The 26328-nt window shown below is 71.0% G+C and carries 25 protein-coding genes; 9 read left to right on the top strand and 16 right to left on the bottom strand.

The window, feature by feature from the left end; genetic code table 11:
- Positions 1–94: 94 nt before the first annotated feature.
- Entirely contained in the window at positions 95–1606 is a 1512-nt protein-coding gene (locus tag CJZ98_RS01165; RefSeq protein WP_094587653.1) for an FAD-binding domain-containing protein, read from the bottom strand.
- 250 nt (positions 1607–1856) lie between these two features.
- Here CJZ98_RS01165 and CJZ98_RS01160 point away from each other — a divergent pair, with 250 nt between their 5' ends.
- On the top strand, positions 1857–2222 hold the full coding sequence (locus tag CJZ98_RS01160) for an AbrB family transcriptional regulator (protein WP_094587652.1): 366 nt from the start codon (positions 1857–1859) through the stop codon (positions 2220–2222).
- Here the strand turns inward: CJZ98_RS01160 and CJZ98_RS01155 are convergent.
- Positions 2161–3918 (bottom strand): NAD(P)/FAD-dependent oxidoreductase, encoded by a 1758-nt coding sequence (locus tag CJZ98_RS01155; protein ID WP_094587651.1) that lies wholly within the window; start codon positions 3916–3918, stop codon positions 2161–2163. The two genes, CJZ98_RS01160 and CJZ98_RS01155, sit on opposite strands and share 62 nt — an antisense overlap.
- A 103-nt stretch (positions 3919–4021) precedes the next feature.
- Between CJZ98_RS01155 and CJZ98_RS19295 the strand changes: the two genes are divergently transcribed.
- Positions 4022–4156, top strand: a complete 135-nt coding sequence (locus CJZ98_RS19295; protein WP_255082245.1) for a hypothetical protein — start codon at positions 4022–4024, stop codon at positions 4154–4156.
- Between the two features lie 32 nt (positions 4157–4188).
- Positions 4189–4983, top strand: coding sequence for an MBL fold metallo-hydrolase (locus CJZ98_RS01150; RefSeq protein WP_094587650.1), 795 nt, complete (start codon positions 4189–4191; stop codon positions 4981–4983).
- Here the strand turns inward: CJZ98_RS01150 and CJZ98_RS01145 are convergent.
- Genes CJZ98_RS01145 through CJZ98_RS01130 form a run of 4 tightly spaced genes read right to left on the bottom strand, consistent with a single transcriptional unit; the run spans position 4928 to position 10756 of the window.
- Entirely contained in the window at positions 4928–6538 is a 1611-nt protein-coding gene (locus tag CJZ98_RS01145; RefSeq protein ID WP_198537404.1) for a bifunctional metallophosphatase/5'-nucleotidase, read from the bottom strand. The genes CJZ98_RS01150 and CJZ98_RS01145 overlap by 56 nt on opposite strands.
- Positions 6535–7107 carry an MliC family protein gene (locus tag CJZ98_RS01140; protein WP_094587649.1) on the bottom strand — a complete coding sequence of 191 codons (573 nt, stop codon included), beginning with the start codon at positions 7105–7107 and terminating at the stop codon, positions 6535–6537. Before CJZ98_RS01140 ends, CJZ98_RS01145 begins: the two co-directional genes overlap by 4 nt.
- Positions 7104–9518: a phosphoenolpyruvate synthase gene (ppsA, locus tag CJZ98_RS01135; RefSeq protein ID WP_094587648.1), complete on the bottom strand. Its 2415-nt coding sequence runs from the start codon at positions 9516–9518 to the stop codon at positions 7104–7106. The genes CJZ98_RS01140 and ppsA overlap by 4 nt, the downstream gene beginning before the upstream one ends.
- Positions 9515–10756, bottom strand: a complete 1242-nt coding sequence (locus tag CJZ98_RS01130) for an ABC transporter substrate-binding protein (RefSeq protein WP_232756084.1) — start codon at positions 10754–10756, stop codon at positions 9515–9517. The genes ppsA and CJZ98_RS01130 overlap by 4 nt, the downstream gene beginning before the upstream one ends.
- Before the next feature lie 74 nt (positions 10757–10830).
- On the opposite strand from CJZ98_RS01130, the gene CJZ98_RS01125 reads away from it, so the two are divergent.
- Positions 10831–11598 carry a Tic22 family protein gene (locus tag CJZ98_RS01125; protein ID WP_094587647.1) on the top strand — a complete coding sequence of 256 codons (768 nt, stop codon included), beginning with the start codon at positions 10831–10833 and terminating at the stop codon, positions 11596–11598.
- A 32-nt stretch (positions 11599–11630) separates the two neighbouring features.
- Here the strand turns inward: CJZ98_RS01125 and CJZ98_RS01120 are convergent, their stop codons facing one another.
- From CJZ98_RS01120 to hemH, 5 genes are all read right to left on the bottom strand, one after another.
- A complete protein-coding gene (locus CJZ98_RS01120; RefSeq protein WP_094587646.1) occupies positions 11631–11840 on the bottom strand; it encodes a GIVxVP protein in 210 nt (69 codons plus the stop codon).
- A 35-nt stretch (positions 11841–11875) separates the two neighbouring features.
- The gene (locus tag CJZ98_RS01115) at positions 11876–12289 is read right to left on the bottom strand and encodes a nuclease (RefSeq protein WP_390625472.1); all 414 of its coding nucleotides are present in this window, start codon (positions 12287–12289) and stop codon (positions 11876–11878) included.
- 8 nt (positions 12290–12297) lie between these two features.
- On the bottom strand, positions 12298–14151 hold the full coding sequence (gene ilvB / locus CJZ98_RS01110; protein ID WP_094587645.1) for a biosynthetic-type acetolactate synthase large subunit: 1854 nt from the start codon (positions 14149–14151) through the stop codon (positions 12298–12300).
- Positions 14152–14217: 66 nt separating this feature from the next.
- Positions 14218–14781 (bottom strand): M23 family metallopeptidase, encoded by a 564-nt coding sequence (locus tag CJZ98_RS01105; protein ID WP_232756083.1) that lies wholly within the window; start codon positions 14779–14781, stop codon positions 14218–14220.
- Positions 14782–14797: 16 nt separating this feature from the next.
- Positions 14798–15973, bottom strand: a complete 1176-nt coding sequence (gene hemH, locus CJZ98_RS01100; RefSeq protein ID WP_094587643.1) for a ferrochelatase — start codon at positions 15971–15973, stop codon at positions 14798–14800.
- 143 nt (positions 15974–16116) lie between these two features.
- On the opposite strand from hemH, the gene CJZ98_RS01095 reads away from it, so the two are divergent.
- The 5 genes from CJZ98_RS01095 (at position 16117) to CJZ98_RS01075 (ending at position 20823) form a co-directional block, all read left to right on the top strand.
- On the top strand, positions 16117–17478 hold the full coding sequence (locus tag CJZ98_RS01095; RefSeq protein ID WP_094587642.1) for a site-specific integrase: 1362 nt from the start codon (positions 16117–16119) through the stop codon (positions 17476–17478).
- Positions 17479–17501: 23 nt separating this feature from the next.
- Positions 17502–18182 (top strand): cob(I)yrinic acid a,c-diamide adenosyltransferase, encoded by a 681-nt coding sequence (gene cobO / locus CJZ98_RS01090; RefSeq protein WP_261347807.1) that lies wholly within the window; start codon positions 17502–17504, stop codon positions 18180–18182.
- An 87-nt stretch (positions 18183–18269) separates the two neighbouring features.
- Positions 18270–18983, top strand: a complete 714-nt coding sequence (pyrH, locus tag CJZ98_RS01085; RefSeq protein ID WP_094587641.1) for a UMP kinase — start codon at positions 18270–18272, stop codon at positions 18981–18983.
- Positions 18984–19050: 67 nt separating this feature from the next.
- On the top strand, positions 19051–19590 hold the full coding sequence (gene frr, locus CJZ98_RS01080; protein ID WP_094587640.1) for a ribosome recycling factor: 540 nt from the start codon (positions 19051–19053) through the stop codon (positions 19588–19590).
- 75 nt (positions 19591–19665) lie between these two features.
- Positions 19666–20823, top strand: coding sequence for a geranylgeranyl reductase family protein (locus CJZ98_RS01075; RefSeq protein WP_094587639.1), 1158 nt, complete (start codon positions 19666–19668; stop codon positions 20821–20823).
- A 12-nt stretch (positions 20824–20835) separates the two neighbouring features.
- On the opposite strand, the gene CJZ98_RS01070 is transcribed toward CJZ98_RS01075, so the two are convergent.
- The 5 genes from CJZ98_RS01070 to CJZ98_RS01050 form a co-directional block, all read right to left on the bottom strand.
- A complete protein-coding gene (locus CJZ98_RS01070) occupies positions 20836–21216 on the bottom strand; it encodes a Crp/Fnr family transcriptional regulator (RefSeq protein ID WP_094587638.1) in 381 nt (126 codons plus the stop codon).
- 83 nt (positions 21217–21299) lie between these two features.
- Positions 21300–22472, bottom strand: a complete 1173-nt coding sequence (locus CJZ98_RS01065) for a transaldolase (protein WP_094587693.1) — start codon at positions 22470–22472, stop codon at positions 21300–21302.
- 25 nt (positions 22473–22497) lie between these two features.
- Positions 22498–24291 carry a peptidoglycan D,D-transpeptidase FtsI family protein gene (locus tag CJZ98_RS01060; protein WP_232756082.1) on the bottom strand — a complete coding sequence of 598 codons (1794 nt, stop codon included), beginning with the start codon at positions 24289–24291 and terminating at the stop codon, positions 22498–22500.
- A gap of 43 nt (positions 24292–24334) precedes the next feature.
- Positions 24335–24781: a hypothetical protein gene (locus CJZ98_RS01055; RefSeq protein ID WP_094587691.1), complete on the bottom strand. Its 447-nt coding sequence runs from the start codon at positions 24779–24781 to the stop codon at positions 24335–24337.
- A 75-nt stretch (positions 24782–24856) separates the two neighbouring features.
- Positions 24857–26224: a CPBP family intramembrane glutamic endopeptidase gene (locus CJZ98_RS01050; RefSeq protein WP_094587637.1), complete on the bottom strand. Its 1368-nt coding sequence runs from the start codon at positions 26222–26224 to the stop codon at positions 24857–24859.
- Positions 26225–26328: the final 104 nt, after the last annotated feature.

The raw sequence follows: 26328 nt of genomic DNA, 5'->3' as shown, positions 1-26328 counted from the left end.
GGGGCGTACGCCCCTGGAGGCAGCTCAACAGGGAGTTGCAGCATGACCACATCCACCCACTCTCATAAGGACTGGACCGACAAAGGGGGTCACGTCAGAAGCGCTCCGCCGCAAAGGGTGTGAAATCAGCCGGCAGCTCCGCTAGGCCAGCCAGCGGCCCCGGCGTCCGGATCCTGCTCTGACCCTCGATCCGGATCTCCCCCTCCCGCCGGCCCGGCGCCGCCAGCCGGCAGCGCCGCTCGGCCAAGTGCTCGATCCGGCGGCGGCGCGCCATCTCGTAATCGAGGATCGGGGCCGGGTAGGCGGCCATCGGCGGTGGGGCCCCCAGCTGGTCGTTGGTGAGGTGGGCCAGCTCCGGCAGCCAGCGACGGATGAACAGGCCCTGGGGATCGCAGCGGTCCACCGCCACCTGGCCCGGGTGGTAAATGCGGCTCCAGGCCTTCTCGCCCCGGTAGGTCACGCCGGCCTGCATCGCCCACTGGTAGTGGTCGATCGGACAGTCGCCATCGATCAGGTGGCGCATGAAGTGCAGGGCGCCGTAGCGCCAGTCGATGCCGCCGAGGTTGGCCAGGAAGCTGGCGTAGATGGCCCGACTGCGGAAGTTCAGCTCGCGCCATCCGCCCTCCGCCCGCAGACAGCGGGCCGCCGCATCCACGATCGGGAAGCCGGTGCGGCCCTCGCGCCAGGCGTCGTAGAGCTCGGCATCGAAGCCCAAAGGCTCGGCGTCGAAGGGGCTCCAGAGCGAGCGCAGCTCCAGCTGGGGCAGGTAGCGGAAGCGCTGGGTGATGGCGGCGGCCCAGCGCAACCGGCTGGCCAGCTGCAGGGCGCTGCGGCCCAAGCTGCGGTCACCTTCCCCCGCCAGGGCGTCGATCCGTCTCAGGCACTGCCGCGGCGAGATCACCCCGAATTTCAGGTAGGGGCTCAGGCCGGTGCTGACCTTGGCCGCCGGGTAGCTCAGCTCCCAGAAATAGCGGCGGGCAGCTGCGCCACTGCAGAAGCGCTCCAGCAGGGCCTGGGCCGCGGCGGTGCCGGCCGGGGGAATCGGCTTGGCGTCGGGCCGCAGGCCCAGCTGCTGCAGGCTGGGGATCGGCAGATCCGCCAGGGCACCCCGCGGCTCCGGCACCACCGCCCGTTCGGGGATGGCGTGCAGCGGCGCCGCCATCGCCCCATGCCAGTGGCGCCGCCAGCTGGCGTAGCTGATCAGCGCGCCCGTGGCGCCGGCGGGTTCGATCCAGTCCACGGCGATCCCCGCTCCCGCGAGGACCCGGTTGACCCGGGCATCCCGCACCCGACCCACCAGCCGCTCGCTGTCGGTGTGGGCCATCAGCCGGTCGGCCCCGGCGGCGCGGGCCAGGGCCAGCAGGGTCTGGGCCGGCTCACCGCGGCGCACCAGCAGCCGGCCGCCGATCCGGCGCCAGTCGTGGTCGAGGGCCCGCAGGTTCTCCAGCAGGAAGGCCACCCGGGCCACCGCCGTCTCGGGGTGAAACAGCAGCGCATCATCCAGGACGAACACCGGCAGCACCGGGCCACGCCGGCAGGCGGCCTCCACCACGGCGTGGTCGGCCAGGCGCAGATCGCGCCGGAACCAGATCAGGGTGGCCGCCATGGCCCGCGCGCACTCGCGCCATGGTGGCGAATCCACCGGCCTGGCGGGGAGTCTGGCTAGGAGTTCAGTAGAGCGGTCAACGCGAGCGAAGCAACCGCACTGCCGGCAAGCTCTTACCGAGATCTTGTCACTAGCACGGCAGCCCTAGAGCAGCGCCCGGCCAGGAGCTACGGATCGAGACAACTAGCCCGGGGGCTTGCATATGGTGCCGATGCGGTGAAACAATGCAGATGTCGCATAATTACTCCCAATGCTCACAGGAGCTGATCTCCTCGCCAAGGTCAAAGACCTGGGCGACGCCAGCAAATCGGACATCGTGCGAGCCTGCGGCTATGTCTCCACCAAGAAGGACGGCAGCGAGCGACTGAACTTCACGGCCTTCTACGAGGCCCTGCTCAATGCCAAGGGCGTGGAATTCGGCGGCGGTGCCGCCAAGGTGGGCAAGGGCGGCCGCAAACTGAGCTTCACCACCAAGGTGCAGTTCAACGGCAACCTGATGGTCGGCAAGGCCTATACCGCCTTGCTGGACCTCAAACCCGGCGACGAATTCGAGATCAAGCTGGGCCGCAAGCAGATCCGACTGGCTCCCCTGGGCTCCACCGACGACGAAGATTGAGGGCCAGGGCCTCGGCCACCCGGATTCCGTCGATGCCCGCCGAAAGGATGCCGCCGGCATAGCCGGCACCTTCTCCGGCGGGATAGAGCCCCTCGATGGTCACACTCTCCAGCTCGGCATTGCGGGGCAGCCGCACGGGACTGGAGGTTCGGGTCTCCACACCGGTGAGCAAGGAGTCGTCCAGGGCGTAACCGGGGATCTGCTGGCCGAAGGCGGGGAGTGCCTCCCGCAGCGCCTCAACCACGTAGGGAGGCAGGCAAGGGGCCAGGTCCGTGGGGGTCACCCCCGGGGCGTAGGAGGGGGCCACGGCCCCCAGCTCCGTTGAGGCGCTTCCGGCCAGGAAGTCGACCAGGCGCTGGGCCGGAGCGGCGTAGGTGCAACCACCCAGCTCATAGGCCTTGCTCTCCCAGTGGCGCTGGAAGGCCATGCCCGCCAGGGGATCGCCGGGACCGTCGCCATAGGGCGCCACGTCGGCCGGTTCGATGTTGACGACGATGCCGCTGTTGGCGTTGCGCTCGTTGCGGGTGTGCTGGCTCATGCCGTTGGTCACCACCCGGCCCAGCTCCGAGGTGGCACCCACCACCAGGCCGCCGGGGCACATGCAGAAGCTATAGACGCAGCGGCCGTTGCTGGCGTGGTGCACCAGCTTGTATTCAGCCGACCCCAGCAGCGGATGGCCGGCGCAGGCGCCCCAGCGGGCATGGTCGATCAGGGCCTGGGGGTGCTCGATGCGCACCCCCACCGAGAAGGGCTTGGGCTCCATCGCCACCCCCAGATCCCGCAGCATGGTGAAGGTGTCACGGGCGCTGTGGCCCACCGCCAGCACCACCTGCTCGGCGGCGATGAAGGCGCCGTCCGCGAGGGTGACGCCCCGCAGACGGCGGCGGGGGGTGGCGGAATCCTGGGCAGCCGGCTCTGACCAGGCCCTCTCCGGAGCAACCGGCAGGGACAGCGGCTGCGCAGGCTCCAGCTCCAACCGCTCCACCCGGCTCTCGAAACGGATCTCACCCCCGAGCCGCTCGATCTGGGCCCGCAGGCCCCGCACCACCGTGGCCAGCTTGAAGGTGCCGATGTGGGGTCGGTGCAGCCAGAGGATGTCGGGGTTGGCGCCGGCGGCCACCAGTTCCTCGAGCACCTTGCGGCCGCGGTGACCAGGATCGCGCACCTGGCTGTAGAGCTTGCCGTCGGAGAAGGTGCCGGCACCCCCCTCGCCGAACTGGACGTTGGATTCGGGATTGAAGGGAGCGCTGCCCCTCCAGAAACCAAAGGTATCGGCCGTGCGCTGCTTCACCGGCTTGCCCCGCTCCAGCAGGAGCGGCCGCAGGCCCATCTGGGCGAGCACCAGGGCGCAGAAATAGCCGCAGGGCCCGGCCCCCACCACCACGGGCCTGGGCCGGCCGTCCCCCGCAGCCTCAGAAAACCGGGCCACGAACTGGTACGTGGTGTCGGGCGCCGGCAGCAGGTGGGGATCGCGGCGGAACCGTTGCAGCAGCTGGCGCTCGGTAGCCGGATCGAGTTCCAGCTCCAGGGCGTACACCAGCTGGATGGCGTCCTTGCGGCGGGCATCGACGCTGCGCTTCACCACCCGCAGGTGGCGCGGCACCACCTCGCCCAGCTTCAGCCGACGCCGCACCGCCACCGCCAGATCCTCCGGGGTGTGGCTGAGCGGCAGCTTCAGTTCATTGAGCCGCAGCACCCGCCACCCTCCCGCCCTCGAGCAGTTCCAATGTCGATATTCCAGCACCGCACCCCGGGAGCGATGCGGCCCTGTCAGGCTGAGATCATCGCGGTAACCCTCCATGGGACTGACCCACTGCCCCCTGTGCGTCGGCCTGGCGGTGCTCAGCGTGGCGCGCGCCGTGGCCCACGGGCTGCTGCTGTGGCAGTGGCGCCGTCCCGATCGACAGGCGCGGCTGCGCCTGCAGGGGGCCTAGGGTCGCGGCCCGCTGCGCGCCAGAGGGCTGCCATGGGGTCGGGTTCCGAGCTGCACGCCACCTACTACGGCGCCAATGGCTGGCTGCTGGAGTTCGGCGGCCTGCGGGTGCTGGTGGATCCCTGGCTCAACGGGCCGCTGCAGTTCCCTCCGGGCCCCTGGTTCTTCAAAGGCGACCTGCCCCACAGCTGGCCGGCGCCCGAGGACCTCGATCTGCTGCTGCTGACCCAGGGTCTTCCCGACCACACCCATCCCCCCAGCCTGGCGCTGCTGCCCAGGAGCCTGCCCGTGGTGGGCTCCGCCAGCGCCGCCGCCCGGGTGCGGGCGCTGGGGTTCACGGCCGTGACGGCCCTCAGCCCCGGTGAGGCACACCGCCTGGGCGAGCTGCAGATCAGCGCCAGCGCCGGAGCGCCCGTGCCCCAGGTGGAGAACGGCTACCTGCTGGAGCATCCGGCGGGCAGCCTCTACCTCGAACCCCACGGCTTCCTGGCCGCGGACCTGCCGCCCAGGCCCCTGGATGCGGTGATCACACCGGTGGTGGACCTGGGCCTGCCCCTGGCCGGGGCCTTCGTGCGGGGCCGTGGGGTGCTGCCCCAGCTGCTGGAGCGCTTCGCGCCACGCACCGTGCTGGCCAGCACCGCCGGCGGCGAGGTGCGCTTCGACGGCCTGCTCACCCGCTGGCTGTGGCAGAAGGGCAGCCCCGCGGAAGCCGCCGCGGGGCTGCCCGCCGACACGCGGCTGATCGATCCGCGGCCCGGCCAGCGCTACGCGCTCAGCGAGACTTCCGCGGCAAAGGCTGCCCCCAGGGCCCCTGAGCCAGCCAGCTGATCACCGCCTGGCGCAGATCGCCGCCATCGCCCAGCAGCTCCAGGCCCGCGGCAGTGGGCGTGAGAAAGCCGAGGCCGGTCTCGCGGCCAGTGAGTAGGAAGTCAGCGATGGCCGCGCTGTAGCGGCGCTCCGGATTCAGGGGTTGGCCGGCGATCCGCCAGCGGCCAGCGCCGTCCCGTTCGGCCCCATCGAGCACCAGAAAACCGCCGTTGCCGCGGTTGGCCAGCCCCGCCTCCAGCACGCGCTGCAGCAGCTGCCCCTGGATGCCGATCCGCTGCAGGCGGCCGCCGAAGGGCAGCACCCGCACCACATCCAGCTCGCGGATCGGTCCGGGCGGCAGCACGTCGTCGATGCGGATCGCGCCGCTGTTGAGGATCGCCAGATCACTGCCGGGCACGGCGGCGCGCAGCGCCTGGCCCAGAAGCTGGGTAAGGGCTGTGGGCCCGTTGCGGACGCTGGCGGAGCGGCCGTCGAGGGGCACGGGGCTGGTGGCCACCACCCGCTCGGGCTGCAGGCCCTGGCGACGGAAGGCGGCATTGCCCAGGGCCTGCCAGCGCTCCGCCTCGCGCCGCACCTGGGGTTCGATCGGCCAGCGCCCGTCGATCGGCAGCAGGTCGGAGCGGATCGCCAGACAGCGGCTCCTGGGGTCGAAGCGGAGGGTGTGAAGAACGACGGTGCGGGCGTTGGCATCGGCCTTGGCGATCGGCACGCCCGCCGGCCGGCAGCCCGGGGTCGCCCCGGCGGAAGGGGGCTGGTCGGCAGCGATCGAGGCCGACGCGGGGGTGCGCAGCCTCAGCTGCAGAACGTTCTCATGCTCATGGCCCCCGAGGATCAGGTCGATGGGGGCACCGGAATCGGCGAGCTGCTGGTCGGCGGCCAGGGCCTGGTGGGTGAGGGCCACCACCACGTCGGCGCCGCGCCGGCGCAGCCCCTGGGCCTGGGCGGTGGCCGTAGCGAGCGGATCGCCGTAGCGCACGTAGGGCGCGGGGTTGCTGGACAGGGTGATGCCGAGCAGGCCCAGGCGCAGCCGAGCGCCGGCGGGCCCGCGCAGCTCGATCAGCCGGTCCCGCGCGACACCGGGGAAGGGCTGGCCGTCAGCCCCACTCACATTGCTGGAGATCCAGGCGAACCGCGAGTCTTTGAGCCGGGCGCGGAAGGACTGCTCGGTCAGGTCGAACTCGTGGTTGCCGAACGTGGCCGCATCGAGGCCGAGGGCATTGAGCACCGCCACCATCTGGCGGCCGTCGAGGCGCTGGCCGCCCACCTGGGCGGTGCCGAGCGCCGAGGGGCTCAGCGCGTCTCCGGCGAGGAGCACCAGGGTGTTGGGCTGGCGGCGCCGCAGCTGCCGCACCAGGCCCGCCACCTGGGCCAGGTCACCGCCACCGCCCGGCAGGGGCGTGATCTCGTACACGTCGTTGACCTGGACGAGCTGCAGCGTGATCGGCTCGGCCCGCGCCACCGGGGTGGCCAGCAGGGGGGCCGCCGGCGCGGCCAGCACACCACAGAGCAGCACGGCCCAGCGCTGGCGAGCCGGAACAGTCAGGGCGCCGATCAAGGCAACCGCCTGCAGAGCAGCTCGGGCGATCCGGCGCCCCAGCGCAGCCGCACCTCGCCCTGATGCTCCCAGAAGTCCACCCCGCCCCCGCCGTAGCGGGCGCCGCTGCCACTGGGCTGCACCAGCAGGAAGGCCGTTCTGTCGCCGCGCTCGGCGATCAGCGATGCGGGGTCGGTCTGGAAGAAGCTGGCCAGCAGCGCATCGGCCGGGCTGGCACCGCACTGGAAGCGGCCCTGGCCGACCATCGGCACCAGCCGGTACCGGGCCTGCAGTTCGGCCGTGCGCTCCCGGTAGGACCGGCGAACACAGCTGCGCGCGTCGGCGGACTGGCGGCAAGCGTCGCGGCCACGCCGCCAGGCGAGCTGCGTGGACTGAAGCCGGGGCGGACGCTCGTTGCCAGCCTTGGCCCTGGCGGCGGCGACCACGGAGGCCAGCTGGCGATCCAGGCGCGCAAGCTCGGGGTCGCGGCAGATCAGGGCCTCGATGCTGGCTGCCTTCACGGCCCCGCAGCCGAAGGAGGGGCCGGGGCCCGAGGCTGCGATCCAGCTCGCCAGCAGCAGAGGCGTCATGGCTGCTGCGCCTCCAGGCCCGCCACGCGGATGCGGGTATCGATCACGGCATCGGGGTTGAGGCTGATCGAATCGATCCCCTCCTCCACCAGGAACTGGGCGAACTCGGGGTAGTCGCTGGGGGCCTGGCCGCAGATGCCGATCTTGCGGCCGCAGCGCTTGGCCGTGCGGATCGCCAGGCTGATCATCGCCTTCACCGTGGCGTGGCGCTCGTCGAACAGGTCCGCCACCAGGGCCGAATCCCGATCCAGCCCCAGGGTGAGCTGGGTGAGGTCGTTGGAGCCGATCGAGAAGCCATCGAAGCGCTCGGCGAAGGCCTCGGCGCCGATCACATTGCTGGGCAGCTCGCACATCACATACACCTGCAAGCCCGCTACACCCCGCACCAGCCCATGGCGGGCCATCTCGGCCAGCACCTTGTCCGCCTCCTCGGGGGTGCGGCAGAAGGGAATCATCGGGATCACGTTGCTGAGCCCCATCCCCTCTCGCACCCGCCTGAGGGCCTGACACTCCAGCCCGAAGGCCCCACGGAAGGCGGGCGAGTGGTAGCGCGAGGCCCCCCGCCAGCCGATCATCGGGTTCTCCTCGTCGGGTTCGAAGGCCGCGCCGCCCAGCAACTTGGCGTACTCATTGCTCTTGAAATCGGAGAAGCGCAGGATCACCGGCCGGGGATAAAAAGCCGCCGCGATGCGCGCCATGCCCTGGGCCAGCAGGTCCACGTAGTAGTCCGCCGGATTGGCGTAGCCGGCCGTCAGTTCGGCGATGGCCTGGCGTTCGCCCGCATCGGCCACCCGCTCGGGCTCCAGCAGGGCCAGCGGGTGCACCTTGATGTGGTTGGCGATGATGAACTCCAGCCGCGCCAGGCCCACGCCGTCGCAGGGGATGCGAGCCAGGTTGAAGGCCTCCTCCGGGTTGCCCACATTCATCAGGATCTGGGTGCGGGTGGCCGGCAGATCGCCCAGCTCCCGCTCCTCCAGGGTGAAGGGCACGGCGCCGCGGTACACCCTCCCCTCGTCGCCCTCGCAGCAGCTGGCGGTGATCTGCTCGCCATCGGTGATCCGCTCGGTGGCATCGCCCGTGCCCACGATCGCGGTGATGCCCATCTCACGGGCGATGATCGCGGCGTGGCAGGTGCGGCCGCCCTGGTTGGTGATCACGCCGCTGGCGATCTTCAGGATCGGCTCCCAGTCGGGGTCGGTGCGCTCGGTGACAAGCAGATCCCCCTTGGCGAAGCGCTGGATCTCGCTGGGGCTCTGGATGATCCGGGCCCGGCCGCTGCTCACCGAGGCACCGATGGCCCGGCCGGAGCAGAGCAGCTCGGCGCTGTGGGGCGCCAGGTGCCAGCTGCGCAGCACCGAGGCGCTGCGGCGCGATTCCACCGTCTCCGGCCTCGCCTGCAGGATGAACAGCTCGCCGCTCTCGCCGTCCTTGGCCCACTCGATGTCCATCGGGGTGGGCTGGCCGCGACGGGCGCTGTAGTGGCGCTCGATCGCGATGGCCCAGCGCGCCAGCTGCAGGGCCTCGTCGTCGCCGATGGCGAAGCGCTGGCGCTCAGCCAGCGGCACCTCCACGTTGCGGGTGGAGGCCTGATCCGGCCCCTCGGCGTAGACCATGCGGATCGCCTTGCTGCCCAACCGCTTGCTCAGGATCGGCGCCAAGCCCTCGACCAGGGTGGGCTTGAAGATCAGGTATTCGTCGGGGTTCACCGCCCCTTGCACCACGTTCTCGCCAAGGCCGTAGGCGCTGGTGAGGAGCACCGCATCGCGGAAGCCGGTTTCGGTGTCAATGCTGAACATCACCCCAGAGGCGGCCAGATCGGAGCGCACCATGCGCTGCACGCCGATCGAGAGGGCCACCTCGAAGTGGTCGAAGCCATTGATCTGGCGGTAGGAGATCGCCCGATCGGTGAACAGCGAGGCGTAGCAGCGCCGACAGGCCGCGATCAGGGCGGCCTCGCCGTGAATGTTGAGGTAGGTCTCCTGCTGGCCGGCGAAGGAGGCATCGGGCAGGTCTTCGGCGGTGGCGCTGGAGCGCACCGCCACGGCCAGCTGGCCCCCGCCGGTCGGGGCGAGCTGGCGGTAGGCAGCCACGATCGCCTGCTCCAGGTCAGCCGGCAGCGGCGCGCCGAGCAGCAGGGCCCGGGCGGCAGCACCGGCAGCCTGCAGGGCAGCGATATCGCTGCCATCGAGGCCATCGAGGATGGCGTGCATCCGCTGCGCCAGCCCACCGCTGGCGATGAAGTGGCGATAGGCCCGGGCCGTGGTGGCAAAGCCGCCCGGCACGCGCACCCCCTCGGCGGAGAGCTCGCGGATCATCTCGCCGAGGGAGGCGTTCTTGCCGCCCACCTCAGCAATGGCGTCGATGCCCACCGCCTCCAGGGGCACCACCAGCGGCGATGGCAGGTCGGTCATGGCTGGGCGGGGACGGGGGTGAGCTGGAGCGTGGCGGTGGGGGGGGTAGCGGCCGTCTGGTCCAGGCGGCTGGCCGCGCCGCGGGGGCGCACGGTCTGGCCGCTGCGCCGCGCCCGGATCGCCTCACACAGCGGCAGGCTGCGGCCCAGGGGCCGGAACCAGGCCAGATCCCAGCCCGGCCGGCCGTCCGGGGCCAGGGAGGCCAGGGCCGTGAGCTGGCCGGTGTCGTAGCCAGCGGCCTCCACCAGGGCCGGCCGGTAGCCCCAGCGGGCCTGGAAGCTGCGCTCGAACGCCGGCCAGCCCTCGCCCCGGCCCTGGGGATCCACCCCCAGCTGGGCCGTCGGCCCGATCTCCTGGGTGGACTGCAGCGGGAAGGGCCAGGCCAGCACCAGCTCGGCGGGCCAGGACGCCTGGCGCAGCGCCCGGGCCAGGCCGCTGCCTGGGCGGGTGAACACCACCAGGGCCTGGGGGCGATACCAGTCCACATCAGCCCGCAACTGGGCGAGCGCCTTGGCGTCCTTGGCGTCAATGGCCAGGGGATCGTCCTGCACGCCGGTGGTGCGACCGCCGCCGGTGCGCAGGCTGGCACTGAAGCGCTCGGCCAGGGCCCTGGCCTCACCGCTGCGGTCCCGCACCACCATCACACTGCCCCTGTTGGCCGCCAGCAGCCCCTGGGCCAGGCGGTCGGCCACCAGACTGCGGGCCGGCACCAGGGGCCAGAGACGGTCAGACCCCGGCAGCTGGGGCAGGCGCTCCAGGGAACTGCCCCGCTGCAGGGGCAGCAACACCGTGAGCCGCTGCTGTTCCGCCAGGCGTCCGTAGGGCTCCAGGGGGGCAGCAGGCGGGGCGATCACCAGCTGGGAGCGGGCCAGGCTGGCCAGGGCCCGCTCCGGATCGGCACCGGGGGGCAACCAGCCGAGGCCCAGACCGGGCGGCTCCAGGCCGCAGGCGCGGGCCTGCTCCATGGCCAGGCCATACCCGCGGCGCAGTCCGTCGCCCAGCCCGGCCAGCAGGCCCTCGCTCGGCAGCAGCAGGCGCACGGTGCTGGGCAGGGGGCTGCTGGCCGCCAGACCCTGGCTGCCGAGCAGCACCGCCGCCAGGCCGAGGCCGGGCAGCAGGTGCCCGAACCGGGGATGGCGGCTGGCCAGCAGGGGCGACATGGCGTGGGGCGTCTCCTTGGCGATGGTGACCCTGGCGGCGGTACTTCCAGCGGCGGGCGTGACCTCGGCGGTGGTCATGCCGTGCACCGTCCCAGCCGCAGCAAGCTAGGCCGATTCACCTGACTAGGCTCACCCTTTCCACAGTTGGTCGTATGCAGGCCCGCCGCTCCCATGCCCGCTCCGGTGGGAGGTGCCGCAGGTTCCCCCGGGGACTGCTCGGCCTGCTGCTCGGCGCCGGGCTGACCCTGACGGTCCCAGGCCGGGCCCTGGCGATCCCGGAGGCCGAGGCGCTCAAGAAGCTGGAGGTGATCCCGGTCTTCGTGCTGGCGGATGACAAGGGCATTCCCCTGCCGATCCCCCGCGAGAAGGCCCTCCTGCTGCCCCTCTACCTGGAGCGCGCCAAGGCCGATGAGGAGTTGGCCAACCTGCGCAAGGCGAGCCCGGGGGCCAAGGCCCAGGTGCTGGCGATCCCCCTGAACGTGATGAACGAGCGGGTGGTCGAGCTCAACAAGCAACTCAAGGACAAGACCAAGCCGCTGGTGGCGCCGGTGGTGGTCAACCCGCGCGACCGGCAGCAGGCCGTGGCGATGCTCAAGCAGCAGGGCCTCAACGACAAGCAGATCGAAGAGGGCCTGAGCGTGCCGGTGTTCTTCGCCAAGCCGTTCCTGACGATCAACACGCCCAAGGGACCCCGCGGTGTGTTCTTCCTCAGCTACGACGAGCTGCAGAAGGCCCTGGCCAAGATGCCCGACAAGAGCAAACTTCAGCCCCAGGTGGCCGATCTCACCGCCGTGCTGCGGGAAATCATCAAGTCACCCGAGGACAGCTACGTGATCTTCCCGACCCAGGACTACTTCCGCCTGGTGCGCGAGAACCAGGGCAAGGGCGGCCCTGCCGCGGCTCCCACGCCGGGCAAATAGGCAACGGGGGAGACCCCCCCAGGCCGGAGGGATCAGCGCCCCTCGTCGAACTCCGGGTTCTCGGGGGCCTGCTCCGGTAACAGCTGGGCCAGCAGACCGGCCCCCATCAGCGCGGCCCCCAGGCCGATCGCCAGCGGTCGGTTGGAGCCGGCCTCTCCCCAGGCCGCCGCGGCCAGAAAGGCGCCCCCCAGCAGCAGGCTGGGGACGAGCACGATGCCCTTGGCGGTGCGGTTCAGGCCCATGGAGATCGGGTGGGGGCTGAGCTCAGCAGCTGGCTTCAGCCGCCGCAGTTTGGCAGGGGGGTGGCCAGGCCCGCTGCCACCAGGCCCTGCCCCAGGTCCAGGCGCTGCTCGGAGCCACTGCCGCCTGAGAGGCGCTGCACGGAGGCCAGCAGGGTGCCCTCGTCGGAACCGCGGGGCCGCAGGTTGACGCGGCTGCGGCGCGGCAGGACCTGGCGCAGCCAGGCTGCGGCGGCCGCGTCATCAGCGGGCGCCACGGCCACGCAGGCCAGCTCCACGGAATAGCTGCGGTTGTGGTCGCCGATCTGCAGCAGGGTGCCGCTGCGGACCTGCAGCACTTCGGCCGCAAGAGCCGGCAGTGGCAGCAGCAGGGGTGCGAGGGCCAGCAGGCCGATCAGCCCGCCCGCCGCAAAGACGAGAAGCCAGTTCAGCCGCCTGGGGGGAGTGGGCACCAGGGGCTTCAGAGCTTGGCGCCGCAATTGGGGCAGTAGAGGCTGGAGCTCACGGTGGTGTTGCCGCAGCTGTTGCATTGGCGCGTGGTGTCGATCGCCAGCTCGGGGTGACTGGGCAGACCCACCATCTGGGCGTTGCTGGCACCCGGAGGCACCATCGGGTAGCAGTTCTCGTTGCGGCGCACCTGCACCTCGATGAAGGCCGGGCCGGGGTGGGCCAGGGCCTCAGCCAGGCGCTGGCGCAGCTCGGAGCGCTCGCTGATCTTCACGCCGCGCACGCCGAAGGCCTCGGCCAGGGCCGGGAAGTTCGGCATGCCGTCGGTCATCTCGGAAGCGGAGTAGCGCTCGCCGTAGAAGCTCTCCTGCCACTGGCGCACCATCCCCTGCCAGCCGTTGTTGATCACCACCACCTTCACCGGCAGGTCGTACTGGCTGAGGGTGCCGAGCTCCTGGATGTTCATCAGGATGCTGGCATCGCCCGCCACACAGATCACCTGGGCATCGGGGAAAGCCGTCTGCACGCCCATGGCGGCAGGCATGCCGAAGCCCATGGTGCCCAGGCCCGCCGAGCTGATCCAGCGGCGCGGGCCGGTGTGCAGGAACTGGGCGGCCCACATCTGGTGCTGGCCCACGTCGGTGGTGATGTAGGCGCTGGGGGCCAGCTCCTGCAGCAGGGTCACCACCTCCTGGGGGGCGATCTCCCCCTCGGGGGCAGGCACCACCAGTGGGTAGTGGTGCTTCCAGGTGTTGATGCGCTCCAGCCAGGCCTCGGTACGGCCAGCGGAGCCATCACCCTCCGAGGCTGCCAGCAGCTGCTCGAGGGCCTGCTTCACGTCGGCCACCACGGGCACCTCCGGCACCCGGTTCTTGCCCACCTCGGCGGCATCGATGTCGATGTGGATCACCTGGGCCCGGGGGGCGAAGCTGTCCAGCCGGCCCGTGACCCGGTCGTCAAAGCGAGCGCCGACCGCGATCAGCAGATCGCACTCGGTGACGGCGAAGTTGGCGTAGGCGGTGCCGTGCATGCCCAGCATCCCCACCGCCAGGGGGTGGAGCTCATCGAAGGCGCCCTTGCCCATCAGCGTGGTGGTGACCGGCAGGCGGAAGCGCTCGGCCAGCTGTTTCACGGCCTGGTGGGCGCCGCTGCTGATGGCACCGCCGCCCACATACAGCAGGGGCCGACGGGCCTGGCGGATCAGCTCCAGCGCCTGCGCGATCCTCTCGGGCCGGGGCGCCGGCGAGAGCTGGAAGCCGGCGGGGATGGCCGTGCCGGGCTCCACGGGGGTGTAGTCGAACTCCTCGACGCCCACGTCCTTGGGCACGTCGATCAGCACCGGGCCAGGCCGGCCGCTTGCTGCGATCAGGAAGGCCTCGGCCACGATCCGGCCGATGTCACGGGGGTCGCGCACCACCCAGGAGTGCTTCACGATCGGCAGGGTGATGCCGAAGATGTCGGTCTCCTGGAAGGCGTCGGTGCCGATCGCCGCCCGCGGCACCTGGCCGGTGATCACCACCATCGGCACCGAGTCCATCTGGGCGGTGGCAATGCCGGTGACGAGGTTGGTGGCACCGGGACCGGAGGTGCCGAAGCACACGCCCACCTTGCCGGTGGCGCGGGCGTAGGCATCGGCCGCGTGGGTGCCGCCCTGCTCGTGGCGCACCAGGATGTGCTTGAGCCAGCCGCGGGCCTCGGCCTTGTGCAGCTCGTCGTAGATCGGCAGGATCGCCCCGCCGGGGTAGCCAAAGATGTGCTCCACCCCGTGGCGGTGCAGCGCGTCCATCAGGGCATAGCCGCCGTTGACGCGGGCGGGATACGACTGGATGGCGGCGGGGGCCGCTGGAGAAACGGACGTAACGGTCACGACTTCAGCGGGTGGAGATCGAAACGATAGGAACAACCCTAAGGTCTGGCTCGGGGAGTGGGCGGCTCAGCGGGCACTGCGCGCCCGGGCCATGGCCTTGAGAATCGCGCCGGGATTGAGCCAGCGGCCCTGGTAGCGGATGCCCCAGTGCAGGTGGGGCCCGGTGGTGCGGCCGCTCATGCCCACATGGCCGATCAGCTGGCCGCCACGCACGGCCATGCCCGGCCCAAGGGCCACCGGGCCGCTGCGATACACCCCGCCGGCGGCCGAGCCCGAGAGGTGGCAGTAGATGTGCTCGTAGGGACCCGAGGTGATCACCAGGCCCACACCGCAGGCGCCATCGTCGATCACATCGGCCACCACCCCGCCCCACCAGCTGCGGATCGGCGAGCCCATCGGCGCCGCGATGTCGAGGCCGTAGTGGGGCTCGCTGCGGCCACTCGGGCCCACCCGCTGGCCGAAGTGGCTGGTGTAGCCCAGGAAGGTGGCCACCGGGAACACCCCCTGGCGCCAGCGCAGCTCCGCCAGGGCCGGCCGCGCGAGGGGACCCAGGGCCAGGGCCGTCAGCCCCAGCAGGGCAGCAAAACCGGCCGCCCCCGAACGGGTACCGCTCCGGGCAGCGGTCCACACCCACCGCCGGCGGGAATCAGAGCAGGCCAATCGCATGCAGGGGGCCGCGACCGCTGATCAGCTCCAGCAGGAAAGCGGAAAAGCCGAGCATCGCCAAGCGGCCGTTCCACACCTCGGAGCTGTTGTTCCAGCCCCAGGCCCACTTGTCCTGGGGGTAGAGCTTGACCCGCTTCGGCAGCGCCGCCGCCTGGTCGAGGTTGACCTCCGGGCCCTCCAGGGCGTGCTGCACAAGATCGGCCAGGCCGGAGATGAAGGAGGCGGTGGTGTCGAGGGCGGGCACGCGGCGGAAGTTGATGATCCCCGCCTCGGTGGCGATCTCCCGGTACTCGATGTCGATCTCCTCGAGGGTCTCGATGTGCTCGCTCACGAAGCTGATCGGCACCACCACCAGGTCCTTCACCCCCTGGTCCCCCAGCTCGTGCAGGGCGTCGTCGGTGTAGGGCTTGAGCCACTCCACCGGACCCACCCTGCTCTGGTAGGCCAGGGTGTAGGGATTGGGATGGCCCAGGTCGCGCTCGAGCTTCTCCATGATCAGCCGGGCGCAGGCCTCGATCTCCTGCTGGTAGGGATCGCCCGCCTCCTCGACGTAGCTCTTGGGCACACCGTGGGCGCTGAAGAACACGTGGGCCGTGGCCGGATCGGGGCAGGCCTGGATCTCCCGGGCGATCAGCTCGGCCATGGCGCCGATGTAGCCAGGATCGTCGTAGTAGCTGCGGATGCAGCGGATCGGCAGCCTGGCGAAGGCGGGATCGGCCTGGCGCAGGCGCTGCAGTTCCCGGAAGCTGGAGCCGCTGGTGCTGATCGAGAAGTGGGGGTAGAGGGGCAGCACCACCACCTGCTCGATGCCATCGGCCTTGATGTCGGCCACCGCCGACTCGGTGAACGGGTGCCAGTAGCGCATCGCCACGTAGCTGGTGGCCTCGATGCCGCGCTGGCGCAGTGTGCTCTGCAGTTCGCGAGCCTGCTGCTCGGTGATCCGGCGCAGGGGCGAGCCCCCGCCGATCGACTCGTAGGCCGCCTTGGACTTGCCGGAGCGCAGGCTGCTGATCAGCCAGGCCAGGGGTTTCTGCAGGGCCGGGTTGGGCAGCCGGATGATCTCCGGATCGGCGAACAGGTTGTAGAGGAAGGGGCCGACGTCCTGGATGCGCTCCGGGCCGCCCAGGTTCAGCAGCACCACGCCGACCTTGGCCATGCCCGCTTCGTTCCAGCTTTGGGAGTTGGCGCTGAGCGTAACCCTGCAGGCCGTGGGCCCGCTGTCCGAAGCCGCCGGGGCCTCGACCGCGCCGGGCGGGCTCGATAGGGTCGGGCCCCTGCCGGGCACCGAGCGCCCCCGTGATGCCGCCCTCGCCGCACCCGCTGGATGGGGAGATCCGCCGCCACAACGCCCTGCTGGCCGAGAGCGGCGTGGCCCTGCGGCTGGAGCGCCGCGGCGAGCGCCTTGGCCTGCGGGGGCCCTTGCCCTGCAAGGTCGGCAGCGGCCGCAGCCCGGTGCAACGCCTCAGCCTTGGCCTGGCGGCCGATGCTGCGGGTCTGGACCTGGCCCGCCAGCGGCTGCGCCAGGTGCTGCAACAGCTCCAGCAACAGCGATTCTGCTGGGAGGCCTGGGGGGTAGCGGCCAGCGGCAAGGGCGCCGGTGCGTCCGCCCGCAGGGCCGCTGGAGCTGCCGCACCCGGCGGCGGCGTGGGTCGGGGCGGACCCGCCGGGATCGCCCTGGAACCGGCCCTGCAGCGCTTTGAGCGGGCCTTCGGCACCGATCCACGCCGGCGCCGCAACCCCGCCGGCAGCCGCACCACATGGACCGCCGCCTACCTCCCCTACCTGCGCCGCCTGCGCCGCCAGGCCGAGGCCGAGGGCCAGGCTCTGTTGCACCTGCCCCTGCTCGAGGCCGTGCTGGAGAGCTATCCCCTGGCCTCCCGCGGCCGCCAGCAGTGCGGCACCGCCCTGGCGGCCCTGGCCAGGGCCGAGGGACTGGCCCTGCCGGCTGACTGGGGCGAGCGGGCCGGCGGCTACGGCCTGCACGCCGCCCAGTTCCGCCAGCTGCCGAGTGATCGCCAGATCCTGGGGGCGCTCGAGGCCATCCCCAACCCCGGCTGGCGCCTGGCCTACGGGCTGATGGCCACCTACGGCCTGCGCAACCACGAGGTGTTCTTCAGCGACCTCTCCGCCCTGGCCCCCGGCGGCGATCGGGTGATCCGGGTGCTGCCCACCTCCAAGACCGGCGAGCACCAGGTGTGGCCGTTCCAGCCGGAGTGGGTGGAGCACTTCGGCCTGGAGCGTCTGGGGGAGGCCCGCGAGCTCCTTCCGCCAGTGAGCACCGACCTGCGCCGCACAACCCTGCAGCAGGTGGGCCGGCGGGTGGCCGAGCAGTTCCGCCGTTACGACCTGCCCCTCACCCCCTACGACCTGCGCCACGCCTGGGCCGTGCGCACGATCCACATCGGCCTGCCCGACACGGTGGCGGCACGGATGATGGGCCACTCGGTGGCGATCCACACGCGCACCTACCACCACTGGATCACCCGCCGCGACCAGCAGCAGGCGGTGGATACGGCCCTCGCGCGGGCACGCGCGGACGGCAACTCAGCACGGGCACGCGCGGACGGCAACCCAGCGCGGGCACGCGCGGACAGCAACTCAGAGCGAGCACGCGTGGACAGCAACCCGGAAGGGGCCGTCCTTCGCCAACAGGCCGCCTGAGCCCGCCAGAGTGCCCCCACCGCTTGAGCACCCAACCCGTGCCGGACACCGAACTCGATCAGGTCGCCGCCGAGCTGGGCCCGGGCGGTGACCTGGCCCCCGAGGCCGACCAGGACGGCTACAGGCGCCGGATGGCCCGCCGCAAGGAGGTGCAGCAGCAGCGCGTGGGTGAGCGCAAGTTGGAGAAGGGCCTCGTGCTGGTGTTCACCGGCGACGGCAAGGGCAAGACCACTGCGGCCCTGGGGCTGGTGCTGCGCACCCTCGGCCATGGCGAGTCGGTGGCGGTGGTGCAGTTCATTAAGGGCGGGTGGCAGCCGGGGGAGGCCAAGGCCCTGGAGCTGTTCGGCGACGCCCTGGCCTGGCACGCCCTGGGGGAGGGCTTCACCTGGGAGACCCAGGACCGGGAGCGCGACCGCGAGCTGGTGCAGCGGGCCTGGCGGCGCTCGCTCGACTACCTGGCTGACGGGCGCCGCAAGCTGGTGGTGCTCGATGAGGTGAATGTGGCCCTCAAGTTGGGCTATCTGGCGGTGGAGCAGGTGCTGGAGGGGCTGGCCCTGCGGCCGGAGCTCACCCACGTGGCCCTCACCGGCCGCGGCGCCCCGCCCGCCCTGCTGGAGCGGGCCGACCTGGTGACCGAGATGAAGCTGCTGCGCCACCCCTTCCGTGAGCAGGGGGTGAAGGCCCAGGCCGGCATCGAGTACTGAGGCGCCAAAGCAGCATCCAGCGGCGGTTTCAGCCGCGGATCCCACGCTTGCTACTGTTCGGCCGAATGATGCCGCGAGCGCAGACCGATGGCTTACCGGCGCGTGTTGCTCAAGCTCAGCGGCGAGGCCCTGATGGGTGATCAGGGGTATGGAATCGACCCCGCCATCGTGCAATCGATCGCCAGTGACGTGGCCCAGGTGGTGGCCACCGGCGCCCAGGTGGCGATCGTGGTGGGCGGCGGCAACATCTTCCGCGGCCTCAAGGGCAGCGCCGCCGGCATGGACCGGGCCACCGCCGACTACGTGGGCATGCTCGCCACGGTGATGAACGCCATCACCCTGCAGGACGGCCTGGAGCGGGCCGGGGTGCCCACCCGCGTGCAGAGCGCCATCTCGATGCAGGAGGTGGCGGAGCCCTATATCCGCCGCAAGGCGATCCGCCACCTGGAGAAGGGCCGGGTGGTGATTTTCGGAGCCGGTTGCGGCAACCCCTTCTTCACCACCGACACCACCGCCGCCCTGCGGGCCGCCGAGATCGGCGCCGACGTGGTGTTCAAGGCCACCAAGGTGGATGGGGTCTACGACCGCGACCCCGCCCAGTACCCCGATGCCCGCCGCTACGAGAGCCTCACCTTCCAGGACGTGCTCAGCGGCGAGCTGGGCGTGATGGACAGCACCGCCATCGCCCTGTGCAAGGACAACGCCATTCCCATCGTGGTGTTTGACCTGTTCGGCCCCGGCAACATCGGCCGGGCCGTGGCGGGCGAGCCGATCGGCACCCGCATCACCCCGTCGACCTGAGCCCAGCGGCTCCGCGCCGGAGCAAGCTGGCCCCGTTCCCGTTCGTCATCCCCGCCTGAGTCCCGCCATGGATCTCGAAGCCAGCATGCGCAAGTCGGTGGACGCCACCCAGCGCACCTTCAACACCATCCGCACCGGCCGGGCCAACCCCTCCCTGCTCGACAAGATCAGCGTGGAGTACTACGGCGCCGAGACGCCCCTCAAGTCGCTAGCGACAATCTCGACACCCGATTCCTCCACAATCCAGATCCAGCCCTTCGATGCCAGCTCGATCAACGTGATCGAGAAGGCAATCGCCACCAGCGACCTGGGCCTCACCTGCAACAACGACGGCCGCAGCATCCGCATCAACATCCCTCCCCTCACCGAGGACCGGCGCAAGGATCTGTGCAAGCTCGCCTCCAAATATGCCGAGGAAGGCAAGGTGGCGCTGCGCAACATCCGCCGCGACGCCATTGACAGGGTGAAGAAGCAGGAGAAGGAGGCCGAGCTCTCCGAGGACCAGAGCCGCGACGAGCAGGACAAGGTTCAGAAGCTGACCGACAAGTTCATCACCCTGATCGACAAGCACCTGGCCGAGAAGGAAGCCGACATCCTCAAGGTGTGATCGCCACCTCTCCCTGATCAGCAACCACCCCCGAGCGGCAACTCACTCTGAGCGGCCCCTCCAACCCCCGCCGCCATGCCCGCAGACTTCGATGTGATCGTGGTGGGCTCCGGGGCCGCCGGATCGGCCGCCGCCTTCCACCTGGCGGTCCGGGGTCGGCGGGTGCTGATGCTGGAGCGGGAGCGCCTGCCGCGGCGCAAGCCCTGCGGCGGCGGCATGGCGGCGTCGGTGCAGCGCTGGTTTCCCTTCGATCTGGCCCCGGCGGTGGACCAGGTGATCGCTCAGGTGCGCTTCACCTGGTGCCTGGAGGACCCGGTGACGGCGGTGCTGCCGGGGGATGCCCCCTTCTGGATCGTGCGCCGCTCGGTGCTCGATGGCTACATCGCCGAGCAGGCGTCCCTGGCCGGAGCCGAGTTGCGCGATGGCGCGCCGGTGGAGTCGATCGCGCGGGATGGCGAGCTATGGCGCGTGGTCATCGGCCCGGGGGGTGCCGCCGCGGGCGGCTCGCCTGCGGGGTTGGTCACGGCCCGGGCCCTGGTGGTGGCCGACGGCTCCGGCTCGCCCTTCGCCGCGTCCCTGGGCCTGGGTCCACCGCGGCCCCGCTACGCCTCCGCCGTGGCGGTGGAGGTGGAGGCCCCGGTGGCGGAGCCCGACACGGCCCGCTTCGAATTCGGCCTGGTGCGCCACGGCTTCTGCTGGGCCTTCCCCCGCAAGGGGGGCTACAGCATCGGCGTGGGCACGTTCATCGGCCGCGAAGCCACCGATGCCGATGGGGTCCTGGGGCGGCTGCTGCCCAGCCTGGGCCTGCCGGCCGATGCGGGCGAACGCTTCAGCTCCCCCCTGCGGGTGTGGGATGGGCACCACGCGCTGCACGCGCCCGGAGTGGTGGCAGTAGGCGACGCCGCTTCCCTGTGCGATCCCTTCCTGGCCGAAGGGCTGCGGCCAGCCCTGCTCAGCGGCGTGCGGGCCGCAGAGGCCCTCGACCGGCATCTGGGCGGCGAGAGCGGGGCCCTGGCGGGCTACACCGCCGCCATGCGCGAGCAGTGGGGCGACTCGATGGCATGGGGGCGGCGGATCGCCCAGGTCTTCTATCGGGTGCCGAAGGTGGGCTACCAGCTCGGGATCAAGCGGCCCACGGCGCCCCAACGCATCGCCCAGATCCTCTCGGGCGAGATGGGCTACGGCGACATCGCCCAGCGGGTGATCAAGCGGCTGCTGTTCCAGCGGGGCTGAGGGGGGCGCCCCTCACACCATGCGCGTGCAGTCCTTGAGCTTGCGCAGGCGCTGATCGATGGCGCCCAGCAGCTCGATCGCGAACATCGGCGACTCCTGCACGGCGAACAGGAACTTCTCGCGGTTCATCACCAGCACCTTGCAGGGCGTGAGGGCGCGGGCATTGCCGTAGCGACGATGCTCAGGGGTCACCAGAGCCCCGGCCCCGAACACATCGCCGGCCTGGATCTGCTCGTGGCCCAGGCCATCGTTCCAGTTCAGCTCCACGGTGCCCTCCAGCACCCCGAACATGCAGTCGCCCGTCTCGCCGGAGCGAAAGATCAGGTCGCCCGGGGCAAAGCTGAGCACTTCGCCCTGGCTGGCCAGGGCTCGCATGGTATCGAGGGCGTTCAACGGTTCACACGGTCCATCAGATAGGCCCAGTGTGCAACAGCCGGGTTAAGCCCAGGCCAATGGTCAGAGGCCTGGCCCAGACCTCAGACGCCCTGCAGGGCCAGCGGCACGCCCAGACCGCCTCGCACGTCCGCCGGCAGCAGGCGGCCGTCGTGGTCGGTGTCAAGGGCATCGAACACGGCATCGCTGCCGAGCCACTCCTCGCGGGTGATGCAGCCGTCGCCGTCGAGGTCGTTGAGCAGGAAGATCTCCTGGGCCGCGTGCTGGAAGGCTGCGGCCCCCTCCAGCTCCGCGAGCCGGTGGGCCAGCTGGGCCTCCAGGGTCTCGATCGCCTTGCTGAAGCCGCGGATGCCCTCATCCAGCTTCTCGCTGGCCATCGGATCGGCCGCCAGCATCGCCGCAAAGCTGGCCGCGTCCAATTGCAGCTGCGCCTCCGTGGGAGCCGGATCGAAGGAATTGAGCTTGCGTACCAGCTCTCCTTCAGTGCTGCGAAGCTGGTCCATCAGGGCCGGTGCGATGGTGAGCAGATCGCAGCCCGCCAGCTCGATGATCTCCTCAACGTTGCGGAAGCTGGCCCCCATCACCTCCGTCTTGTAGCCGTAGGTCTTGTAGTAGTTGAAGATCTGGCTCACCGACACCACGCCCGGATCCTCAGGCCCGGGATAGCTGGCACGGCCGGTGCTCTTCTTGTACCAATCCAGGATGCGCCCCACGAAGGGGGAGATCAGGGTGACACCCGCCTCGGCACAGGCCACGGCCTGGGCAAAACCGAACAGAAGCGTGAGGTTGCAGTGGATCCCCTCCCGCTCCAGCTGCTCGGCGGCGCGGATCCCCTCCCAGGTGGAGGCGATCTTGATCAGCACCCGATCGCGACCCACCCCACGATCGGCATAGAGGCCGATCAGCTTGCGGGCCTTGGCGATCGTGGCCTCGGTGTCGTAGCTGAGGCGCGCATCCACCTCGGTGGACACCCGGCCCGGCACGATCTTGAGGATCTCGGTGCCGAAGATCACCGAGATCTCATCGAGAGCCTCGAGCACCACCTGCTCGGCCGGAGCCTCGAGGCCGATCACGGCGCGGGCGCCCTTGAGGGCCTCGTCGATCAGGGGCTGATAGGAGGGGATCTGGGCCGCCGCCAGGATCAGCGAAGGGTTGGTGGTGGCATCCCGCGGCGTGAACTGCCGGATCGCGTCGATGTCGCCGGTGTCGGCGACCACCACGGTCATGGCGGCGAGTTGGTCGAGCAGGTTGGCCACGGCGGAGCCGGCGGATGGCCTCAAACTAGCCAGGGCGGCCAGGGGCAGAACCGCTTGTCTTGGTGCGGTGATCGCTCTGGGGACTGGGAGGGATCTTCTCGAGCACGAGCAGGGCCTCGATGATCTGGCGCGCCACCGGCAGGGCCACAGTGGAGCCATAGGCGTTGCCGCCCTGGGGTTCGTCGACCACCACCAGCACCACGAAGCGGGGATCGTCCACCGGCAGGTTGGCCACGAAGCTGCAGATCCGCGCCCCAGGGATGTAGATGCCGTTGAGCGCCTTCTGGGCGGTGCCGGTCTTGCCGCCGATGCGGTAGCCGGGGATCTTGGTGCCCTTGCCGCTGCCGGTCTGCACCACCGTCTCCATCCAGTTCAGAACGGTCTGGGCGATCTCCGGCCGGATCAGCTGCACGCCGGAGGCAGGCGGTGGCGGCGCCAGATCGTCGCCGGAGCGCAGGCCGCGGGTGATGTGGGGGCTCACCAGCCGGCCACCGTTGGCGAGCATGGCGTGCAGCTGCAGCAGTTTCAGGGGCGTGAGCGAGAAGCCCTGGCCGAAGGCCGCGGTGGCGGGCTCGATCGGCTGGGTCACGAACTGCTCGCGGGTCTTGAGCTCACCGGCTACGGCGCCGGGCAGGTCGGTGTCGGGCACCTCATCGATGCCGAGCCGGCGCAGCCACTGCCAGTAGGCGGCTGGCTTGACGTTGCGCATGGCCTGCACCATGCCCACGTTGCTGGACACCTGCAGCACCGTGGGGAAGTCGATCAGGCCGTTGCCGCGGCGGTCGTGGTTGAAGATCGGCCAGCCGCCGATCGTGAGCTGGCCCGTGTCGTTCACCTTGCCGGCCGGATCGATGGCGCCCTCCTGCAGGGCGATGGCCAGGTTGATCGGTTTGAAGGTGGAGCCGGGCTCATAGAGGTCCTGGACACTCCACTCGCGGAACAGGCCAGGGGAATACTTCCAGAACTGGTTGGGGTCGTAGGTGGGCGTGGAGGCCAGGGCCACCATCTCGCCATTGCGCACGTCCATCACCAGGGCCACGCCCCGCTTGGCCTTCCACTGCTTCACCTGCTTGGTCAGGGCCTGCTGGGCCACCTGCTGCAGGCGGGCATCGAGGGTGAGCTGCAGGCGCAGGTCGTCGCCGTAGATCACACCGGGGCGGAGGCCGTCGGGCAGGGGGGTGCCATCGGCGCCGCGGCGCAACAGCAGCTGGGCCTCATGGCGCTTGAGGTCGCCGTCGCGGCTCTGCTCCAGGCCCGCCTGGGGCACCCGCTCCAGGTTGAGGAAGCCCACCACGTTGGCGAACAGCCCGCCCTGGGGATAGAGGCGCTGGGGATAGGGCTCGAGATCCAGGCCGCTGATGGCGAGCCTGCGCACGCGGTGCGCGGTCTCGGGGTCCAGTTCGGAGGCCAGCTTCACGCCGGATTTGCGGTCGCCAAGGCTGCGCATCAGGTCCGCCATCGGCACCGCCAATACCCCCGAGAGCTTGCGGGCCACATCCAGGCTGGGGCGCACGGTGCCGGGGTCGTCGCCGGGGAAGGCGAAGTAGCGGGGGTGCGCCCAGAGGGTGAAGCGCTCCTCGTCGAGGGCCACCAGTCGGCCCTGGCGGTCGACGATCGTGCGGCGCTTGCCCAGGGGCTGGATCGTCTGGGTCTGGATCGCCCGGGCCCGGTTGAGCAGCTGGTCGCCCTGGACCACCTGCACCCACGCCAACCGGGCAGCCAGGCCCACCAGGCCGGCGCAGAGGATCGCGTAGACGGCGACCAGGCGGCCGGCCGGGACCGGCTGGAAGTCGACAATCCGGACAGGACGAGGCCGCACGGCATGGCCGGCGGGCCGCTGGCGCTGGCCGCCGCTCACCACCTCAATAGCCCGCCAGGATCTGGCGGGGGCTCACTCCGGCCAGCAGGGACCCCATCGCGGCTGGGCGATGGGGCACTGGAGCCGGCAGGTAGACGAGCTTCTCGGCGCTGGTGGGCACCAGCCGGCCCGGCTTGCGGGCCACACCCAGGTGATGCTGCTCCAGGATCGCGGCCGACTCCTGCAGGCGGTGCTCCAGCACCTGGGACGTCTCGAGGCGCTGGTAGGCCTGAGTCCACTGGCCCTGCCAATGCAGAGTGAGCGCGCTGAGACCCAGCACCGCCAGGCCCAGGCCGCTGAGGGCACCATCGGCAACCCGGTGCAGGCTGGCCAGCCAGGGAGCCTGTCGCTCCACCTTGCGGGCGGAGAGCGACCCCTGGATCAGGGCGAAGGAGCGCTGGCGCGGCGCCCGGTTGGCCCGGCTGGGCGAGGAAACGGGGACGGCGACCACGGTGCCGGGGGGATAACTGCGCAAGTGAACCACGGGCCGGGCACCCCAGCAAGGCAGCCGGAGCCGGCCGGTTCATCAGCTGCCCAGCAGGACGAGGTTGCTGAAGGTCATGGCGTTCCAGAGCGCGTGCATCAGCACCGAGGCCCCCAGGCGGCCGCTGCTCAGCCGCAGCCAGCCCAACCCCAGCCCGAGCACGAACAGGGCAGGCAGTTCACCGAGACTGAGATGGGCCACGGCAAACACGGCCGCACTCACCACCACGCCCCAGCGCCCCCCGAGTTCCCGGGCCGCCACTGGCAGCAGCACGCCCCGGAAGATCGTCTCCTCAAACAGGGGCGCCAGCAGGATCGCCGTGAAGGCGAAGCAGGCCAGGGCCGGCAGGTTCTGGCTCTTGAGCACCAGTTCCAGTAGCGGGTTGCTGCCGCCGGCGTCACTCCAGAGCTGGGCCTGCAGCCAGCCCACCACGCTCACCAGGGGCAACACCATCAGGAAACCCACAAACGCACGGCGGACCGTGACGGTCAGGGGCAACCAGCGGAACTGCAGCCAGCCCCCCGACGGGGCGGTGCCCAGGCCCCGCAGCATCAGGGTGAGGATCACAAGCGGGCCGACCATCAGCCCCAGGTAGAGGGCCACCACCGAGACGCCGTCCCGCAGGGGGCCGCCCAGACCCAGCAGCACGAGCCCCCGTTGCACCAGAGGCGTCAGCAGCACCGGCGTCAGCAGCTCGCCCACCACCACAAAGCCACCGGCCACCAGCAGCACCACATCCACCCCGCTCAGCAGCGGGCCCTGCAGGGGCGCCACGGGCAGGGGACCCTGGCGCCAGCGCAGCCACAGCTGACGCACCAGGAGACCCAGGCCCAGCACCAGGATGAGGGCCGGCAGCAGATTCACAACCAGCAGCTGGCGCGCGGCCCGACGGGCGGCAGGCGCGGCGCCACAGGGCTCGGGGCTGCCCGCCAGGGCCTCGCAGCTGAGCTGCTCCAGCAGCGGCCCGCGGCCCAGGGCCGCAGCCCTGGCCCTGGCCTCGGAGGGGTGGAGATGGGGGCGGGCGACGGCCTGCCCCTTGGGTGTGGCGGCCAGCAGATCACGGGCCAGCTGGCGCTCCGCGGCGCTGCTATGGGAGTCGTCCTCCGGGCGGGCACCCACCTGCTCCAGCAGGGCATCCCCCTGGCGGCGGTCCTGCTGGCGGCGCAGTAGCAGGGCCCGCTCCAGCAGCAGGTCGGCCGCGGCGGGCTGGCCCGCCTCCTGGCGGCGCTCGATCTCCTGGAGGAGGTGCTCCTGCAGCGAGACCTCGGGGTCGCTGCCGGCCAGGGCTTCGCCCAGGGGTTGGGGCAACTCCGGTGCTGCCAGCACCGCCAGCTCCAGCTGGCGGCGGGTGAGGTCATCGCCGACGGAGGGGCGATCCAGGCTGGCGAGCAGGCCGTTGAGCCACAGCATCAGGCTGATGGCAAGACAGAGCAGCGCCAGCAGCCCCTTCCAGCCAGCGGTGGCCGGGCCGCGCGCAGCGGTTCCGGGATGAGCGGTACCGCGATGATCCGTGC

Source organism: Vulcanococcus limneticus LL (assembly GCF_002252705.1).
Lineage (GTDB): Bacteria > Cyanobacteriota > Cyanobacteriia > PCC-6307 > Cyanobiaceae > Vulcanococcus > Vulcanococcus limneticus.
Note: the sequence above shows the minus strand (reverse complement) of the source record. Positions and strands in the feature narration are given on the sequence as shown.